The sequence below is a fragment of the Anaerococcus prevotii DSM 20548 genome (assembly GCF_000024105.1).
Classification (GTDB): Bacteria; Bacillota; Clostridia; order Tissierellales; family Peptoniphilaceae; genus Anaerococcus; species Anaerococcus prevotii.
In genome coordinates, this window is sequence record NC_013171.1 from 1215452 (window position 1) to 1232825 (window position 17374).

At 36.5% G+C, this 17374-nt stretch carries 16 protein-coding genes, 1 tRNA gene and 1 other RNA gene; 3 read left to right on the top strand and 15 right to left on the bottom strand.

The window, feature by feature from the left end:
- Window positions 1-51: 51 nt before the first annotated feature.
- The 6 genes from APRE_RS05765 to dnaG form a co-directional block, all read right to left on the bottom strand.
- Complete coding sequence (locus APRE_RS05765) at window positions 52-1722, bottom strand: C40 family peptidase (protein WP_015778061.1); 1671 nt, start codon at window positions 1720-1722, stop codon at window positions 52-54.
- A gap of 247 nt (window positions 1723-1969) precedes the next feature.
- Window positions 1970-2306, bottom strand: an RNA gene (gene rnpB, locus APRE_RS09430) — RNase P RNA component class A.
- Between the two features lie 34 nt (window positions 2307-2340).
- Window positions 2341-3111, bottom strand: a complete 771-nt coding sequence (locus APRE_RS05770; RefSeq protein WP_015778062.1) for a Nif3-like dinuclear metal center hexameric protein — start codon at window positions 3109-3111, stop codon at window positions 2341-2343.
- Window positions 3093-3785 carry a tRNA (adenine(22)-N(1))-methyltransferase gene (locus APRE_RS05775; RefSeq protein WP_015778063.1) on the bottom strand — a complete coding sequence of 231 codons (693 nt, stop codon included), beginning with the start codon at window positions 3783-3785 and terminating at the stop codon, window positions 3093-3095. The genes APRE_RS05770 and APRE_RS05775 overlap by 19 nt, the downstream gene beginning before the upstream one ends.
- The gene (gene rpoD / locus APRE_RS05780; RefSeq protein ID WP_015778064.1) at window positions 3785-5593 is read right to left on the bottom strand and encodes an RNA polymerase sigma factor RpoD; all 1809 of its coding nucleotides are present in this window, start codon (window positions 5591-5593) and stop codon (window positions 3785-3787) included. Before rpoD ends, APRE_RS05775 begins: the two co-directional genes overlap by 1 nt.
- A 24-nt stretch (window positions 5594-5617) precedes the next feature.
- On the bottom strand, window positions 5618-7252 hold the full coding sequence (dnaG, locus tag APRE_RS05785) for a DNA primase (RefSeq protein ID WP_015778065.1): 1635 nt from the start codon (window positions 7250-7252) through the stop codon (window positions 5618-5620).
- A gap of 203 nt (window positions 7253-7455) precedes the next feature.
- On the opposite strand from dnaG, the gene APRE_RS05790 reads away from it, so the two are divergent.
- The gene (locus APRE_RS05790; protein ID WP_015778066.1) at window positions 7456-8319 is read left to right on the top strand and encodes an AraC family transcriptional regulator; all 864 of its coding nucleotides are present in this window, start codon (window positions 7456-7458) and stop codon (window positions 8317-8319) included.
- 46 nt (window positions 8320-8365) lie between these two features.
- On the opposite strand, the gene APRE_RS05795 is transcribed toward APRE_RS05790, so the two are convergent.
- From APRE_RS05795 to tuf, 3 genes are all read right to left on the bottom strand, one after another.
- Window positions 8366-8992 (bottom strand): transporter associated domain-containing protein, encoded by a 627-nt coding sequence (locus APRE_RS05795; protein WP_015778067.1) that lies wholly within the window; start codon window positions 8990-8992, stop codon window positions 8366-8368.
- On the bottom strand, window positions 8992-10308 hold the full coding sequence (locus APRE_RS05800) for a putative glycoside hydrolase (protein ID WP_015778068.1): 1317 nt from the start codon (window positions 10306-10308) through the stop codon (window positions 8992-8994). The genes APRE_RS05795 and APRE_RS05800 overlap by 1 nt, the downstream gene beginning before the upstream one ends.
- A gap of 346 nt (window positions 10309-10654) precedes the next feature.
- Window positions 10655-11851, bottom strand: a complete 1197-nt coding sequence (gene tuf / locus APRE_RS05805; RefSeq protein WP_015777418.1) for an elongation factor Tu — start codon at window positions 11849-11851, stop codon at window positions 10655-10657.
- Window positions 11852-12014: 163 nt separating this feature from the next.
- On the opposite strand from tuf, the gene APRE_RS05810 reads away from it, so the two are divergent.
- Window positions 12015-12090: transfer RNA gene (locus APRE_RS05810), tRNA-Thr, on the top strand.
- 152 nt (window positions 12091-12242) lie between these two features.
- Here APRE_RS05810 and APRE_RS05815 read toward each other — a convergent pair.
- Entirely contained in the window at window positions 12243-13256 is a 1014-nt protein-coding gene (locus APRE_RS05815; protein WP_015778069.1) for a YeiH family protein, read from the bottom strand.
- An 87-nt stretch (window positions 13257-13343) separates the two neighbouring features.
- Between APRE_RS05815 and ypfJ the strand changes: the two genes are divergently transcribed.
- Window positions 13344-14186, top strand: a complete 843-nt coding sequence (ypfJ, locus tag APRE_RS05820) for a KPN_02809 family neutral zinc metallopeptidase (RefSeq protein ID WP_015778070.1) — start codon at window positions 13344-13346, stop codon at window positions 14184-14186.
- Between the two features lie 238 nt (window positions 14187-14424).
- Here ypfJ and APRE_RS05825 read toward each other — a convergent pair whose 3' ends face one another.
- From APRE_RS05825 to rplK, 5 genes are all read right to left on the bottom strand, one after another.
- Complete coding sequence (locus APRE_RS05825; RefSeq protein ID WP_015778071.1) at window positions 14425-14877, bottom strand: Fur family transcriptional regulator; 453 nt, start codon at window positions 14875-14877, stop codon at window positions 14425-14427.
- Window positions 14878-14993: 116 nt separating this feature from the next.
- Window positions 14994-15377: a 50S ribosomal protein L7/L12 gene (gene rplL, locus APRE_RS05830; RefSeq protein ID WP_015778072.1), complete on the bottom strand. Its 384-nt coding sequence runs from the start codon at window positions 15375-15377 to the stop codon at window positions 14994-14996.
- 31 nt (window positions 15378-15408) lie between these two features.
- Entirely contained in the window at window positions 15409-15957 is a 549-nt protein-coding gene (gene rplJ, locus APRE_RS05835) for a 50S ribosomal protein L10 (RefSeq protein WP_015778073.1), read from the bottom strand.
- Between the two features lie 195 nt (window positions 15958-16152).
- Entirely contained in the window at window positions 16153-16863 is a 711-nt protein-coding gene (gene rplA, locus APRE_RS05840; protein WP_015778074.1) for a 50S ribosomal protein L1, read from the bottom strand.
- Between the two features lie 36 nt (window positions 16864-16899).
- Complete coding sequence (gene rplK / locus APRE_RS05845) at window positions 16900-17328, bottom strand: 50S ribosomal protein L11 (RefSeq protein WP_015778075.1); 429 nt, start codon at window positions 17326-17328, stop codon at window positions 16900-16902.
- Between the last annotated feature and the right edge of the window lie 46 nt (window positions 17329-17374).

Below are 17374 nucleotides of genomic sequence, written 5' to 3' on the forward strand. Positions count from 1 at the left end.
CATACAAAAACCCCAACTAGGCTAAACCTAATCGGGGTAGATTAATTATTACTAATATATCCTTCTAGCTCCAACGAATGCGTTTTGGAAGCTACCGTTGTATACATTGTCATATCTAACACCTGTTGCAGGTGTAGATGCGTGAACGAAGGTACCGTCAGAATTAACTACAATTCCTACGTGGTCGATTCCACCTCCACCATAAGAGAAGAACACAAGATCTCCTGCTTGAAGGTTAGATGAATCTACAGCGTATCCGCTTGAGTATTGGGCTGCTGATTGGTGTGGGATAGATATGCCCATTTGGCCATATACATAAGATGTAAGACCTGAACAGTCAAAGCCTACTCCTGGGTTAGCAGAACCCCAAACGTATGGGCTTCCTACGAATTGTGTTGCAAGATCTGCTGCTGCTAGTCCAGAACCATTATAGGCTGGTGCTGAAGCTTGTTCTACTTCTTGAACTTCTTCAACTTCTTGGACTTGTTCGTTAGCCTCAGCTGCTTCTTCTTTCACTTCTTCCTTAGCTACTTCTGTGTCAGATAGGAAGTCTGCTGCTACATATCCCTTTTGACCATTATAGTCAATTGCTAGCCAACCATTACTAGCCTCGCCTTCTAGCCAGTCACCCTTTCTAACAGATCCGATGATACTGCCGTCTCCTGCCTTACTTCTAACATTGAGGACTGATGTGTTAACCCATCCTGTATAGTAGTATGATTGAGCCTCTTGGGCTTGTCTTTCTTCTTCAGCTCTTTTTGCTTCTTCGGCCTTCTTAGCCTCTTCAGCTTTTTTTGCTTCTTCAGCCTTCTTAGCTTCTTCGGCTTTTCTTGCTTCTTCGGCTTCTTTTGCTTCTTGAGCCTTCTTAGCTTCCTCAGCCTCTTTTGCTTCTTGAGCTTTCTTAGCTTCTTCAGCTTTCTTTGCTTCTTGAGCTTTCTTAGCTTCTTCAGCTTTCTTTGCTTCTTGAGCTTTCTTAGCTTCTTCAGCCTCTTGAGCTTTTTCTGCATCTTCAGCCTTTTTCGCTTCTTCTTGCTTTTCAACTTCTTGGGCTTTTTCTTCTCCTTTATTATTTAATTCATTTACTAAATCTACAGGATAAACATCTGAAAGAAATTCATCATTTACATATCCTAATTCAGTCTTTAGGAATCCTTCTTCTAGGACTCCTTCTATTTCATCTCCTGCCTTGAGGGAAGATACGATATTATTCTCATCCATATCCTTGCTACTTCTTACGTTAAGGATTTCTGTATTAACGTATTTTACAAGGGTAAGGTCTTTGTCTTTTCCCTTAGCAGCTTCAACTTTTTCTTCGTGAGTTTCTTCTTTGTCCGCTATTTCGCTAGCTTCTTCTTTAGCTTCAACTTTTTCTTTTTCAGCTGGAGCTTCTTCGCTTGCTTCAACTTCCTTAGTTGCTGTTATTTCAACTAGGGCATCTCTTGCAGCATTTTCTACTAATTTATCTAAATCAGATTTACTATCTGTTTTTTCTTCTTTGGCTGGTTTGTCTTCTTTAGCAATTTTTGTGTTTTTTACATCTTCAGTATATTCAGATTTCACTAGATCATAATCAGAATAGCTTTCTGTATAGTTCGCTTCTGTAATTAGCGAATTTGTATGTTGATCTTGGTCTAAATTGTCAATTGTAGTAGCATATGCACTCGCACCTGCTGTAACTGCAGCTATAACTGATAGCATAGCTCCTATATTTTTTTTCTTCATCAAGTCCTCCATATCTATGTAATGAATCTTATTTTGATAATGTTTCTGTTTTGAAATCTGTATATATTTTATATCTTTTTAACAAAAGTGTCAAGAATTTGTTACAAAAAAATTACACTTTTCAGATATTTTTTTAGATTTATTGACCAAAATCCATAAAATAACCAATAAAACTAAAATTTATTTCCGAAAAATGTAATATCCTCTAACATTTTCTCTATATTTAGTTACAAAATGTTAATATTATGTAGAGAGCAAATCTATAAGCCGTGTTCTGTCTTGGATAATCATCTGTCTAGGCTTAATGTTGCCAATAAGCTCAAGCGAACAACCATACTGGACCGTGCCGAGCAGGCATCCTACTGTCCCTTCGTTCTTGCACCGGATGGGGTTTACATAGCCTGTCTATCACTAGACAGCTGGTGAGCTCTTACCTCGCCATTCCAACCTTACCAGAAAATCTGGCGGTATACTTTCTGTTGCACTTGCCTGAGGATCACTCCTACTTGACGTTATCAAGCATCCTCGCTCTGTGGTGCACGGACTTTCCTCGTGAATTAACCCGCGATTACCCGATTTACTCCTTCTTAATTATACTTTTTTTCTTCTAAAAAACAACTAGAAAAACTTCCTAAAGCTGTCTTCCTTAGAAAATGTAAGCACTTCTCCATCAAAAATTTCCTCTATATCTTTTTGAAGCTTATAGATCATGTGATTTTCGCTTGCAAAATGCCCTACATCACAGATTATGATTTCTTCATTGGCTAGATCCATACCATCGTGGTATTTTACATCTCCTGTAATAATCATGTCGCAAGATATGTCTAGGGCATCTCTTATTAAATCACTCCCTGCTCCACCGCAGACTCCAATCTTTTTAACCTTCTTGGATGTATCTCCATAGACTACTAGTCCGCTTGCCTCTAATTTATCTTTGATTTCTCTTATAAATTGGTCAGCATCCTTTTCTTCAATGAAGCCGTATCGGCCAAGTCCTAAGTCTTTTCCCTTTTCGAGGACCCTAGTCTTATCTATTCCCAAAATCCTACATAGATTATCATTTACCCCTCCCTTGGCTATATCGAGGTTGGTATGGAAGGAGTAAACTGTTATATCGTTTTTGACACAAGTATTTAATCTTTTATAAAATCTCCTACTAAAGTCAATTGACTTTGCTCCATTAAACAAATATGGGTGGTGGGTTATGATTAGATTGCAATCATTGGCTATAGCCTCTTTAACTCCTTCTTCCTCAAGGTCTAAGGAAACTAAGACGTTTTTTACTTCTTCTTTTGGATTTCCTATTTGAAGTCCTGAGTTATCCCACTCTTCTTGGAGGGAGAAAGGGTATTTCTTTTCTAACTTTTCTATTAATTCTCTAATTTCCATATATTTTCTATCTCCTCTATAGCTTGTAATTTCTCATCAATTCTTCCGAGATTCTTTTTATCTTTCGATTTAGCAAGAATATCTTCCCTAAACTTTAGGTTTTTCTTACGGTCGATTTCAAGCTTTTCTTTTAGGATTTGACTCTTATTTTTTATATCATCCTTACCATAGTAGATTTCTGAAAGCTTAAGTGTCTTAGACTTGGAAAATCTCGTCTTTATGATATCGTAGTACTTCTTATTCTCAAAGCTTAAAAAATCATTCATTATTTCAAAGTCATTTTCTACGAGAAATAGCCTAAGTTTTTCTGTGTTGATATTGCTAGCAAGAATCAGGTAATCGAGATTTTGGGAAAAGTCCATGGATTCTTCTATTATATCTATAATAGTATTTGCTCCCATGCCTGCGATTATTGCTACTTGCCCTTCATCCTTATTAATACCCTTAAAGCCATCGGTGACCATGGTCTGAATAAATTTTTCCGTATCAGAATCCAGGACTCCCCTTAGCTTATCTAAAGACTTTTCTGATATATCTGTAGCCAAAATTTCCTTACTTATTCCATTTTTTGCTAAATATAAAGGAACCAATCCATGATCAGTTCCTATATCTATAACTTTTTTATTTTTATCTATTAGACTAATAATATCTAATAATCTTTTTTTATCTTCCATTATAAAAAATCTTTCAATAATTCACTCTTGTTCGGAGATTTAAGCTTTCTTAGGGCCTTGGCCTCTATTTGTCTTATCCTCTCCCTAGTTACGTCAAATTCCTTGCCTACTTCTTCGAGGGTCCTTGGTGTTCCATCGATTAGGCCAAACCTTAATTGGAGGACACGTTTTTCCCTAGCACCCAAGCAAGATAAAACATCGTTTAATTGCTCACGGAGCATAGTGTAGTTTGCAGCTTCACCAGGGTCGATCGCACTATCATCTTCTATAAAATCTCCTAAGTGGGAGTCGTCCTCTTCTCCTATTGGAGTTTCCAAGGAAACTGGTTCTTGGGATATTTTTCTTATCTCTTGAACCTTCTCTACTTCTAGTCCCATCTGCTCGGCAATCTCTTCATTGGAAGGATCCCTACCCAAATCCTGAACTAGCTGCCTTTGGATTCTTACGAGTTTGTTTATTGTTTCTACCATGTGAACTGGAATTCTTATAGTCCTTGCCTGATCTGCTATAGCACGAGTAATAGCCTGTCTAATCCACCAGGTCGCATAAGTTGAGAACTTGAAGCCCCTGTTGTAGTCGTACTTATCAACTGCCTTCATAAGTCCCATGTTTCCTTCTTGGATAAGGTCTAAAAAGCTCATGCCACGACCGACATATTTTTTGGCAATAGAAACTACAAGTCTAAGGTTAGTTTCTGCAAGTTTCTTTTTAGCTCTTTTAGAATTAAGAACAGCTCTTCTTAAATCTAGTATATCTTCATCGCTTAAGTCTTCGTCATTTATCACTTTGTAGGCAAGATCTCTTAGGGCGATAGTTTCTTCTATCTCCATTAGCTCATCTTTATCTAAGGCTATGTTTTCAGAAATCTTCTTAGCCCTCTGGCTAGTAATTATGAAATCTTCTAGAATCATACTATCGTTTGTCTTGATATGTTCCTTATTGGCAGCCTTTGATAGGATATCATTAAATGATAAATAGATTAAATTAACTATCTCATCTGACTCGGTAATGTTAAGCATATGGTCAAATGAATCAAAAAGATCACAAAGAGAATTGGCCTCACTTCTATCTAAGACATTGTCGCTTACAGCATTTTCTGCTATATTACAAATCAAAACCCTTGCTTTGAGTTCCTCTAGGGCTTCTTTATCCATATCTTTGTCCATAATTTCTCTAAAAAGATCGCCCATGCTGATAAGCCCTCTTATCTCTTCGTAGCTTTTCTTATCAAGACTTCCATTTTCTACAATCTTTTCATTGGATACTTTGAGTATCTTGGCTAGATCTCCGAAGAAGATATCATTGGCGAGTTTGGTCTTGTTTTGCTTGTTAAACTTAACTCCTTCGAGTTTCTTCCTTGCAATCTCTCCCATTTCCATCCTACGAGCGAGTATTATTTCTTCTGTCGCTGTAAGAAGGTCTACCTTGCCTATTTCCTTAAGATACATCTTTACAGGGTCATCAACCTTGACTCCAGCCATAATATCCACAGATTTCTTGATATCTTCTTCTATCTTCTTCTCGTCGATATCGTCTTCGTCGTCATCATCTATTTCATCATCTAAATCATCCGCTTCTTCATCTTCTTCAAGGACTGTTTCAGATTTTTCAACGATTTCTATGCCTAAACTTATAATCTGATTTATAACAAACTTCTTGCTCTCATCTTCCATTTCCTTGAAGTTTTCGAATGTATTTATCTGAGAATAGGTAATCAATCCATCTTGAGACTCGCTCATAGACTGAAATTCTTCTATTATTTCTTTTAGAACATCATCATCGAGCAACTTACTGTCATCGCTTGTCATCATTACTCCCCTTACTTCTAAAGACTATCTCTTCTTTAATCTCTTAAGTTCTTTCTTTCTATTGTAGAGAATTATCTTTCTCTTTAGTTCCTCTGCAAGTATGGGATTTGTATTATCTCTAATATAATCCAAAATATACTTGTAGTCCTCATCTGAAAGGTCAAACTTACTAACATCCTTTTCTTTTAAAAAAGTCTTAACATTGTTTATCTTCTCGTTTTCTATAGCCCTATCGAAAAAGTCTCTATCTTTCTCATAGTCAGACCTCTGATTGAAAAACAATCTTAAAACTTCTAATTCGTTTATTCTAAAGTCCTTATTGGTACTTTCTACTATAATTTTTTCTTTCTTATTAAACTTACTCTTATTACTATATTTTAAGTCAGTATCTTTATTATACCTTGAAACAGCTTGTTTTAAAGTAGTCTTGTCTATGTCAAATAGCTTGCTTACGTTGTTTATAAAGATTTCTTGAGTCAATTCCTGTTTAATAGAAGCGAGAAAATCAACGAATAAATTTAGCTTATCAAACCTCTCTGCTGGCTTTGCCGAACTATATTCATCTAGGATTTTATTGTATTTATAATTGTAAGAATCTTGGGCATCAGCTATTTTTTCCTCAAAGGCATCCTTGCCCTTGGCCTTAATGAAATCGTCCGGGTCATTTCCATCATCTAAGACAATTACGCTAGGATTTATCCCTATCTCATGAAAAATCTCAATTGCCTTCTCGGTCGCCTTAACTCCAGCATTATCCTGGTCATAGCAAATATATATATCATCAGAATATCTTTTCATTAGCTTGGCCTGATCTATAGTTAAGGCTGTTCCTAAAGATGCTACAGCAATGTCTAGACCATGGTTATTGAGAGCTATGACATCCATATAACCTTCTACAAGTATAAGCTCTTTTCTTTTCTGTCTCTTGTAGATATTTAGCCCGTATAGATTATATCTTTTCTTAAAGATGCTAGATTCTGGTGAATTGAGATACTTTGGCATCTGGCCTGAGACAGCTCTTCCCCCAAATCCAATAACCTTACCGAAATGATTAATAATAGGAAATATAATCCTATCCCTATACTTATCATAGTAATTACCCTTAGAGGATTTCTTGATAAGACCAAGATCGTCCAGGTCCTTTTCACTATAATTTTTCTTTCTTATATAGGAATACAAATCATCCCATGAATCTCTTGCATAACCTAGCATAAAGGTATTTACAATCTTACTAGATAGACCACGACTCTTAAGATAGGCTTGGGCTTTTCTGTCGGTTAGGAGATTCTTGTAAAAAAACATCATAATATCTTTATTGATATCGTAAAGCTCCTTATTCTTTTTATTTACTCCAGGATTTTCGGTGTAGTCAATGCTAATGCCAGCCTTATCCGCAAGATATTTTAGGCTTTCTGGATAGGAAAGTCCTTCTTTTTGCATTATAAAAGAAACAACATCTCCCCCTGCTCCACAGCCGAAGCAGTGAAAAAGTTGTTTCTTCTCATCTACCGTGAAAGATGGTGTTTTCTCATTATGGAAGGGGCACAGTCCCTTAAAGGATGAGCCTGCTCTTTTTAGATCGACATACTCACCTATAATATCAACTATATTTGAGCTTTCTAGTATTTGATTTATCTTGCTATCAGAAATTAAACTCATATTATCACCTAAAAAGACTATACTAAACTTGTATTATTTTTCAATTTCATAAAATCTAGAAAATTGCAAATAATTTTTTTCTCTCTTATTTATCTTTAAAATTATTGGCTTAAGATTTGTCATAGGACCTATCTTTATGATAAGATATATAAAAGATTGGCTACTAATTCAGATGTAATTAAGAACCAATGACAGGGGAAGTTATGGAAAATATAAACGAAAATATACTTGAGTCTAGTATCTTTAAGGATGATATAGAAATAAAAATTTTGAATGCGAATGAGAGTTTCTTAACTAATGAAAATAGCTCGAGAATTCAGTTTCATCCCTTCATATATTTTTACTTCATAGTTGAAGGAAGTGGAACCTTCTTTATAGAGAATGATTCAATAAAAATCAAAAAAAATGATTTGGTAATAATAAATTCGAATATCGGTCACAATCTTTATGTAGATGAAGACGAATATGCAGTAAAAACTCTAGGATTCGGTCTAGAAAGTATTGGTCTAACTTCTCACCTAGATGAGGTCCAATCCGAAGAAGAATTGGAGCTTGATAACTTCTTTCACATAACTTGGGAGAATAAGGAAGCCAAGATTAATGAAATTTTTACTAAAATCGTCAATGAATTTCACTCAGAAAATTTGTATGCAAAGACCCTGGCAGACGCCTTGGCCTCTTATTTCCTCATTAACTTCCTAAGACATTTTAGGAATGAAATAGAAGTTGTCCCTGACATAAATATAAATAGGAGAATCGACTACATAAAAAGCTACATCGACAACAATTACTCCCTCGACCTAAGTCTAGAAGGACTTTCTAATATGGCCTATATGAACAAGTTTCACTTAATAGCTGAGTTCAAGCAGTCCTATAGGGTAACTCCTATTGAGTATCTAATACTTAAAAGAATCGAGGTCTCCAAGGGACTTTTGATATCTACAAACCACTCTATGGAAACAATCGCTGAAATCGTAGGCTTTAATTCTCAATCTTATTTCAACCAAGTTTTTAGAAAAAAGGTAGGCATAACCCCTTCTCAATTTAGGAAAAAACACAGACTATAAAACCCAAATCCATACTTAGGATTTGGGTCTTTTCTAATTTTATTATCTAATTTTCTTCAATTCTTATTCTTGTAATTACACCATCATCTACTGACAAGATCCTATAAACATATGGTCCGTATACAATAGCAGTATTTTCATGAATTTCCTTAATCTTTTCCTTATCTGCAAGCTCATAGATGAGACCACCCAAAGTATGGGTCATAGTTGGAAGATTAAGCTTGTATTCCTTGTTGAGTTTCTCAATGGACATAGATGCATCAAAAGTATTATCAAGCTTTGCAATAAGAGTCTTATCTGATAGGATAAATTTCATTACCGCAAAAATAATCGCTACAGAAACTGTTCCGATCAAAATATCTGTAAGTCCTTGAGAATAAACAAGCATCTTCCTTGCTATCACGAATAGAATAAGTGTTAGGATAGATTCGTGGCTTCTAGTAATAATCATAGCTATAAGCTCTATTCCTACTATTAGAAGCAAGGCATGCTTTAAGAATTCATTCATTAGTAAATAGGAGTTTTGAAGATGCTCTACCCTTAATATTTCAACTATATATCCAATTAGTTTCGGTATACCAGAGCAGACTCCCAAAATTACAATCAAACATATTACAATTTCAATAGTAGTTGCCGACTTATCTATTAATTCATTCGCCTTTGTATGTTTCATTAGTATTCCACACCTTGAGTATATTCACTGCTTGCATTCCAAATCAGAAACTCCTCTTGACCAGAATCGTATATGGCCTTGATTTGAGCTTCAACCGCATCCTTATCATATTCCATCCAGTTGCCATCACCTATCCAGCTTGCAGTAAAGTCTTGGATCCAAGGTCTTGATAGAGGTGGATGGTCAAGTTTTGATAGATACTCTTGCTCCGCTTTCAAGTATCTTTTGACAAGTTCATATGGTTCAAGGTCAGGCTTTTCTATATCAAAAGAGTTAAATCCCCAGTGAGAAGGATAAATCATAGAAGATATAACATCGGTTTGGTTGCTCATCTCACCAAAATCTTGACCGATACCACCTGCTCTTTCAACCTGAAGAGCGTAGCCAAATACATCTATAGAAATAGGAACTTTTTTATCTTGGAGTTCTTCTCTAGCTCTTTGAACAAAACCTGTAATTGCTGCGACTCTCTTATCGCCTTCTTCCATATTCTTATCTTCAAATTCTCCCCTAGGATAGTCTAGAGTATCACCAAAGTTCTCAAAGCCTTCAGCAAATCTTACATAGTCAAACTGAATCTCATCAAAGCCAGCTTCGGCGGCAAGTTTTGCAATCTTTATATCATAGTCTTGGACTTCTTTAAGGAAAGGATTCATAAAAGCCTCGCCATGACCATTCTTCCACAAGGAACCATCATCAAGGGTAAAGCCCCGATCAGGATGCTTTTCTGTAATTATAGAATCCTTGAAGGTAGTTACCCTACCAATAACATAAATTCCCTTATCGTGCATCTCTTTGATAAATTCTTTTGGATTTATAATATCAATACTTGCATATTCAATATCAGGATCATCAGTATCGAAATCCATTGTGACATTGCCCCAGTCATCTTTGATATCGACTACTATTGAGTTAAGTCTAGTATTTTCCAACATATCCATTATTTTATCGTAAACTTCGGGATTGTTTATGGAATATGTATTGAAATACAAACCCTTAACCCCATCTTTAGGATAGTATTTGCTCTTCTTATCCTTAAGAGAGTGAAGTCTTGAAGTATCATAGTCCATATTGTAGTCATCAGGAGTAACACCTACCTCGTAAGGTACACCAATTTCCTTATCGACAGCTTCATTAACCAAGCCCTTGTTGTTAGCCTTATCATCTTTTTCCTTAGAATCATCTCTATTTTCGATACTCTCTTCGCTCTTTTTATTTTCACTAGGCTCTGTGCTTTTGCTAGTCTCTTTTGAGCAAGCAGTGAAAATAAGTACAAGAGTCATCAAAAAAGAAATGATTAACTTTTTATTCTTCATTTAAGCTCCTTAAAGAATAAGAGCGAACCCAACGGTCCGCCCCTATGAACTTTTACTTTTTAGTTTTGTCTTAAACAAAATGCTTTCGCATTTTCCACCCTTACATGTTATCCTCTCGGAGGCCATTTCATGACCTTTTATCTTAGTTTTTCGGACTCAGCATTAGCCCGTTCGACTCATTGAGGACTTCGTCTCGAAAATGAAAAATGCTTTAGCATTTTCCACCCTAACATGATATCCTCTCAAAGGTCATTTCCATGACCTTTTCGCTTAGTTTTTCGGACTCAGCTACGCTTCGTCTCGAAAATGAAAAATGCTTCGCATTTTCCACCCTAACATGTTGGGACTACTTAATTACCTTTGTAACAACTCCAGATGCAACTGTTCTTCCACCTTCACGTACGGCGAATCTTAGTCCTTCTTCTAGAGCGATTGGTTTTTGGAGTGTGATCTTGAATGTTGCGTTGTCTCCTGGCATTACCATTTCTACGCCTTCTTCTAGTTCGATGTCTCCTGTTACGTCTGTTGTTCTAAAGAAGAATTGTGGTCTATATCCACTGAAGAATGGTGTGTGACGTCCACCTTCTTCTTTTGTTAGTACGTATACTTGACCTTCGAATTCTGTGTGTGGGTTTACTGATCCTGGTTTTGCTAGTACTTGTCCTCTTGAGATTTGATCTCTTGTTACTCCTCTTAGTAGTAGTCCTACGTTATCTCCAGATTCTGCTTGGTCTAGGGATTTGTGGAACATTTCTACTCCAGTTACTACTGTTTCTTTTGTATCTTCTGTTAGTCCTACGATTTCTACTGTATCACCAACTTTTAGTGTTCCTCTTTCAACTCTTCCTGTTGCTACTGTTCCACGTCCTGAGATTGTCATTACGTCTTCTACTGGCATTAGGAATGGTTGGTCGTTGTCTCTTTCTGGGATGTCGAAGTATTCGTCTACTTGTGCCATTAGGTCAAGGATTTTGTCTGACCATGGGCCTTCTCCGCCTTCTTCTAGTGATTTAAGAGCAGATCCTACTACTACTGGAGCGTTGTCTCCATCGAAGTCGTATTCTGAAAGTAGGTCTCTGATTTCCATTTCTACTAATTCGATTAGTTCTGGATCGTCTACTTGGTCTTCTTTGTTTAGGAATACTGCGATTTTTGGAACGCCTACTTGTCTTGCTAGTAGGATGTGTTCTCTTGTTTGTGGCATTGGACCGTCTGCTGCAGATACTACGATGATAGCACCATCCATTTGTGCTGCACCTGTGATCATGTTTTTAACGTAGTCAGCGTGGCCTGGAGCGTCGATGTGGGCATAGTGTCTGTTTTCTGTTTCGTATTCTACTACAGATGTGTTGATTGTGATTCCACGTTCTCTTTCTTCTGGAGCCTTATCGATGTGTTCGTAGTCTACGTATTCACCTGTACCGTATTTTTTGTTTAGGGCTTGAGTGATTGCTGCTGTTGTTGTTGTTTTACCGTGGTCTACGTGGCCGATTGTACCAATATTAATATGTGGTTTGCTTCTTTCAAATGTTTGTTTGCTCATTTAATCCTCCTAATATACTCATATAGTCTATAATACCATAAAGCTAACAAAAATTCTATTAATTTTATTATACCAGATAGATTTTTATATTAAAATATCTTATTAATAAAATTTCTCCACAGAAATTTGCTTTTTATTTTTTATGGTGTACAATTATATATGTGCCACTTTAGCTCAGTAGGTAGAGCGCTTCCATGGTAAGGAAGAGGTCCTCGGTTCAATTCCGGGAAGTGGCTCCATTTTTTTGCCCAATTTTACACAAGATGTTAGCTGATTGTATTTATCATTCTAATTTCTACTTATTTTTTTAATATACAAAAATCGCCCCTTTATTTAAAAGCTTACTAGAAGATTTTAAAGAGACGACTTTTTCTAATTTTATTCTTCTTACTTACACAAGACCCATAAAGTATTCAACACTAATTGCAACTATTACAACCAATACTGATATAACAAATCCGTGAATCATTGGGTTAATTCCTGATTTTTTCATTTCATTGAATTTTGTATTAAGTCCAATTGCCGCAAGGGCAGCTACCATTAAGAACTTACTTATATTTTTGAGTAAGTCTGATGTTTCTGGTCTAAATGCACCAGCTGAGTTTAAGCCAACCATTATCAAAAATCCTAATATAAAATATGGTAATATTGATGTGATGGATAGTTTCCTACTTTCACTTGCAGAACCTTCTTTTTTCTTAATATGATTATTGATTAGTGAAAATATAATCACGGTTGGAATTATAGAAAGAGTCCTGGTAAGCTTAACCATAACAGCAAAGTCACCTGCTCCTTCTGAAAAGGCAAAGCCTGCCGCTACAACACTTGATGTATCATTTACAGCAGTTCCTGTCCAAAGACCGTAAGCAATGTCGCTAAGTCCTAAAGCCTTACCCATTATTGGAAATAAAACTATCATAAGCATATCAAATAGAAATGTAGCACTCATGGCGTAGGCTACGTCTGTATCTTCTGCATCTATTACTGGAGAAATCGCAGCTATTGCAGATCCTCCACAGATTCCTGTTCCTGCTGATATGAGGTTACTCATCTTCCAATTTAGGCCCAAGGCCTTTCCAATAAAATGACCTAAGCCAAAGCAGGTAGCTAGGGTAAAGACCATTACATAAATAGATAACCTACCTACATTTAGAACCATACTAATATTTAGTGATGCACCCAAAAGAATTATGGCAAATTTAAGTAGTCTTTTTGATGTAAACTTGATACCGTCTTTTAGCAGTCCCTCAGTATTTATGTAATTGTTTAGGAACATTCCTATAAATAAAGCAATTACTGATCCTCCTATTAGATGCATAGGTAGGATGTTTTCAATAAATTTCGCTATAATAGCAATGAAAACCGCCAAGGCAAAGCCTGGTATTATTTTTTGTATTCTTTTCAATTTCTCCTCCTTTAAATAACATTAGTATTATATCATATTTATTTAACTTTAGGGTATAAATATAAGGAAATAAATATGGAGGTAAATATGAAATGGGAAGATAGAAGACGATCTTCTAATGTCAATAGAGGATCCAAGGCTCCTATAGCTGTAGGAGGAGGCATTGGTGGAATCGTAATTATGCTACTCTTATATTTTTTGGGAGTTAATCCTAATGTAGTAACAAACGAAAATCAACAAGTTAACCAAAACACTCAAATAGAGTCTAGGGAAGTTTCAAAGGAAAGAGAGAAACTAGAAGACTTCTTGTCAGTAATACTCGCTGATACTGAAGATGTCTGGCATGAGGTGTTTAAGGAAAATGGCGGGACCTATCACGAAGCACAGATGACCCTCTATCAAGATACAACTAAAACTGGCTGTGGTATAGCCCAATCAAGGATGGGACCCTTCTATTGTCCAGTAGATAAGACGGTATATTTCGATGCATCCTTCTACGATGACCTTAAAAGTAGTTTCGGAGGTGGTGGAGACTTTGCCCTTGCCTATGTCCTAGCTCACGAAATAGGCCACCACGTTCAAAATGAACTTGGTATCATAAAACAAACTAATGACTTAAGACAGAGATTGTCAGAAACGGAATATAACAAGGTATCTGTAGCCCAGGAACTTCAGGCAGATTATTTTGCAGGGCTTTTCGCCTATTATGTAAAAGAGAAGGGCTATCTTGAAGAAGGAGATATAGAAGAGGCGATGAATGCAGCTTCTGCAATTGGTGATGATAGGATCCAAGAAATGGCAGGTCGTGATGTAGACGTTGATTCCTTCACCCACGGATCTAGCGCCCAAAGAAAAGAAGCCTTCGACTTAGGCTTTAAATATCACGATATAGATCATTCGATGAAGTTTTTTGAGGATTTGAATCTGTAAGGCAGGTGGATTATAGTCTACCTGTTTTTATATTTGAAAATATTACTTTTTAGCCAAGACAAAACTTTAAGCAGTTTAGGATTTTTGGAAAATTACATTTTTACAAATTTGTGATTTTTATTTTTTTATGTTTTTTTCAATTCTCTTTAATCATTGCATGGCGATTATCCCAGCAAAAGCTTCCCTAAATATGTAAATTAAACAAATTAAAAACTTGCGCTAAAAAGCACAAGTCATCTTAATCTTTATGTAAACAAACCGGGCACAAGCCCCTGTATATTACCTCAACATTATCTATTTCGTATTCCTTAAGCTCTTCTGGATATTCTAAGTCGTCGACATCCAAATCTTCTATAAGACCACATGACTCACAGATAAAATGTCCGTGGTTGGTCTTTTTGAACTCATATCTCTTGCTTGACATATTAAAGTCAAGTTCCTTGACTAGTTTATGGTCAACTAAAAGATTTAGGGTGTTGTAGACTGTCGCCTGACTTATAACCGGATCTACCTTCTTTAAATCTTTATAGATTGTATCTGCCGTAGGATGAGTCGGATTCATTATTAGATAATCCAATATCAGAAGCCTTTGGTGTGAAACCCTTATATTGTGATTTGCTAAAAGCTCTCTGAGTTTGGGTAATCTTTGATTGTATTCTTCATTTCTCAGCTCGTTAATAATCTTTTCCACCATTTGCCTCTTTCTAACATTAGAATTATTCTATATTACTAATATACTTATTTTTATCAAATTGTCAAATAAGCAAAATAAAAGACCCTCAAAGAGGGCCCTTCTACTTAAATAGATTAAGCAAGTTCTACTTCAGCACCAGCTTCTTCTAGTTTAGCTTTTAGTTCTTCAGCTGCATCTTTAGCAACGCCTTCAGCTACTGCTTTTGGAGCTGCATCTACAAGTGCCTTAGCATCTTTTAGTCCAAGTCCAGCTGCGTCTTTAACAACTTTGATTACGTTGATCTTAGCTGATCCTGCTGATTTAAGAATTACGTCGAATTCTGTTTTTTCAGCAGCTGCTGCTTCACCTGCGCCAGCTGCTGCTGCTGGAGCTGCTGCTACTGCTGCTTGAGCTGTTACGTCAAATTCTTCTTCGATTGCTTTTACTAGGTCAGATAGTTCTAGTACTGTAAGTTCTTTGATTTCTTCTAATAGGTTTGTTACTTTTTCGCTTGCCATTATTATATTCTCCTTTAATGTTTATATTTTATTATTCGCCTGCTTGTTCTTTTTTCTCACGTACTGCATCAAGAGCAATTGCAATCTTAGATACTGTGTTGTTAAGATCTCCTGCAAGTCTTCTAATTGGTGCTTGTAGTACGTTAGCTAGCATAGAGTGAAGTGCTTCTGTTGGTGGTAATGTAGCTATTGCCATCATTTGTTCACCAGTTTGGAAGTTTCCTTCAACAACTCCTGCTTTAAGAACTAATTTTTCTTTTTCTTCGTCGCCTTCTTTTGTGTAGTCAACTGCTACTTTTGGTCCGTTAACTAAGTCTTCGTTTGAGAAGATTAGTGCGTTTGATCCCTTAAGTTCGTCAATGAGTTCTTCATATCCTAACTCTTGGAAGGCAAATCTCATCATTGTGTTCTTGTAAACTTTGTATTCAGCATTTTTTTCTCTGAACTTGTTACGTAGGTCTGTAATTTCTTTTACATCCATACGGTCAAATCCAACTAATGTTACTGATTGTGCGTTTTCGATTTTTTCTTTAATCTCGTTTACGACTTCTTGTTTAGCTGCTATAGCTTTCTCGCTCACTATTTCACCTCCTATAGGCTTTGGTAGGTATATAAAAATCCCCACATTAGGCAGAATTAGTTCTGCCTACATCGGTGGGGATGTAGATTCTTCTTCCCACCTATACGCAATAATTAAACTTTTCTGTCTGCGTAGTCTTTGGTAGCCTGTTTATTTGACTTATTTATTATATCACAAAATAATTTTTTTGCAAATTTATTTTTCAACTAAATCCATAGCTCTTGCTGGAGATAATTTGATTCCAGGTCCCATAGTTGATGCAAGAGTAACTGATTTCATGTATTTACCCTTTGCAGCAGCTGGTCTTGCCTTTGCTACAGCTGTTAGTAAGCTTCTGATGTTCTCAGCTAGTTTTTCTTTTCCGAAAGATACCTTTCCTGTTGGTACGTGGATAAGGTTAGCCTTGTCTGTTCTATATTCTACCTTACCAGCTTTGATCTCTTCGATAGCTTTCTTAACGTCTGGTGTAACAGTTCCAGTTTTTGGGTTTGGCATTAAGCCTTGTGGTCCAAGTACTCTACCAAGTCTACCTACAACTGCCATCATATCAGGTGTTGCTACTACAACGTCGAAGTCTAGCCATCCTTCATTTTGGATCTTAGCTGCTAGGTCTTCTCCACCTGCATAGTCAGCGCCTGCTGCTAGTGCTTCGTCGATTCTGTCTTCTTTAACGAAAGCTAGAACCTTTTGAGTTTTACCAGTTCCGTGAGGAAGGATTACTGTTCCTCTTACTTGTTGGTCAGCGTGTCTGCTGTCTACTCCAAGTGAGAAGTGTAATTCTACTGTTTCGTCAAACTTAGCACTTGCTGTTTTTTCAATTATATCTAAAGCTTCGTCTAGTGTGTATTCTTTTGCTGAATCGAAAGATTTTTTCGCTTCAATATATCTTTTTCCTCTTTTAGCCATTTAATTCCTCCTGTGGTCTACGATTTATATCTCCCACTAATCTTCTACAGTAACTCCCATACTTCTTGCTGTTCCAGCTATCATGCTAACAGCTGCTTCTAAGCTAGCTGCATTAAGATCTTGCATTTTTGTCTTTGCAATTTCTTCAAGTTGGCTTCTCTTGATTGAACCAACCTTGTTCTTGTTTGGCTCTCCTGAACCTTTTTGAAGATTGATAGCTTTTTTGATTAATACTGGTGCTGGTGGTGTTTTTGTAATAAAGTCAAATGTCCTATCCGCATAAATAGTCATTTCTACCGGTATAATCATTCCAGCTTGGTCTGCTGTCTTTGAATTAAATGCTTGCACGAATTCCATGATGTTGATTCCGTGTGGTCCAAGTGCTGTACCTACTGGTGGTGCTGGAGATGCAGCTCCTGCTGGTACTTGTAATTTAACTAATGCTTTTACTTCTTTATCTGCCATTTTTACCTCCTTGTGGTTTTTGCGGGCAAAGCCCTCCCACTAACTT

Bases quoted from the DNA above. Each gene is read 5' to 3' on its own strand.
- APRE_RS05765 (WP_015778061.1), bottom strand. From the start codon at position 1,722: ATGAAGAAAAAAAATATAGGAGCTATGCTATCAGTTATAGCTGCAGTT.
- APRE_RS05770 (WP_015778062.1), bottom strand. From the start codon at position 3,111: ATGGAAATTAGAGAATTAATAGAAAAGTTAGAAAAGAAATACCCTTTC.
- APRE_RS05775 (WP_015778063.1), bottom strand. From the start codon at position 3,785: ATGGAAGATAAAAAAAGATTATTAGATATTATTAGTCTAATAGATAAA.
- rpoD (WP_015778064.1), bottom strand. From the start codon at position 5,593: ATGACAAGCGATGACAGTAAGTTGCTCGATGATGATGTTCTAAAAGAA.
- dnaG (WP_015778065.1), bottom strand. From the start codon at position 7,252: ATGAGTTTAATTTCTGATAGCAAGATAAATCAAATACTAGAAAGCTCA.
- APRE_RS05790 (WP_015778066.1), top strand. From the start codon at position 7,456: ATGGAAAATATAAACGAAAATATACTTGAGTCTAGTATCTTTAAGGAT.
- APRE_RS05795 (WP_015778067.1), bottom strand. From the start codon at position 8,992: ATGAAACATACAAAGGCGAATGAATTAATAGATAAGTCGGCAACTACT.
- APRE_RS05800 (WP_015778068.1), bottom strand. From the start codon at position 10,308: ATGAAGAATAAAAAGTTAATCATTTCTTTTTTGATGACTCTTGTACTT.
- tuf (WP_015777418.1), bottom strand. From the start codon at position 11,851: ATGAGCAAACAAACATTTGAAAGAAGCAAACCACATATTAATATTGGT.
- ypfJ (WP_015778070.1), top strand. From the start codon at position 13,344: ATGAAATGGGAAGATAGAAGACGATCTTCTAATGTCAATAGAGGATCC.
- rplL (WP_015778072.1), bottom strand. From the start codon at position 15,377: ATGGCAAGCGAAAAAGTAACAAACCTATTAGAAGAAATCAAAGAACTT.
- rplA (WP_015778074.1), bottom strand. From the start codon at position 16,863: ATGGCTAAAAGAGGAAAAAGATATATTGAAGCGAAAAAATCTTTCGAT.
- rplK (WP_015778075.1), bottom strand. From the start codon at position 17,328: ATGGCAGATAAAGAAGTAAAAGCATTAGTTAAATTACAAGTACCAGCA.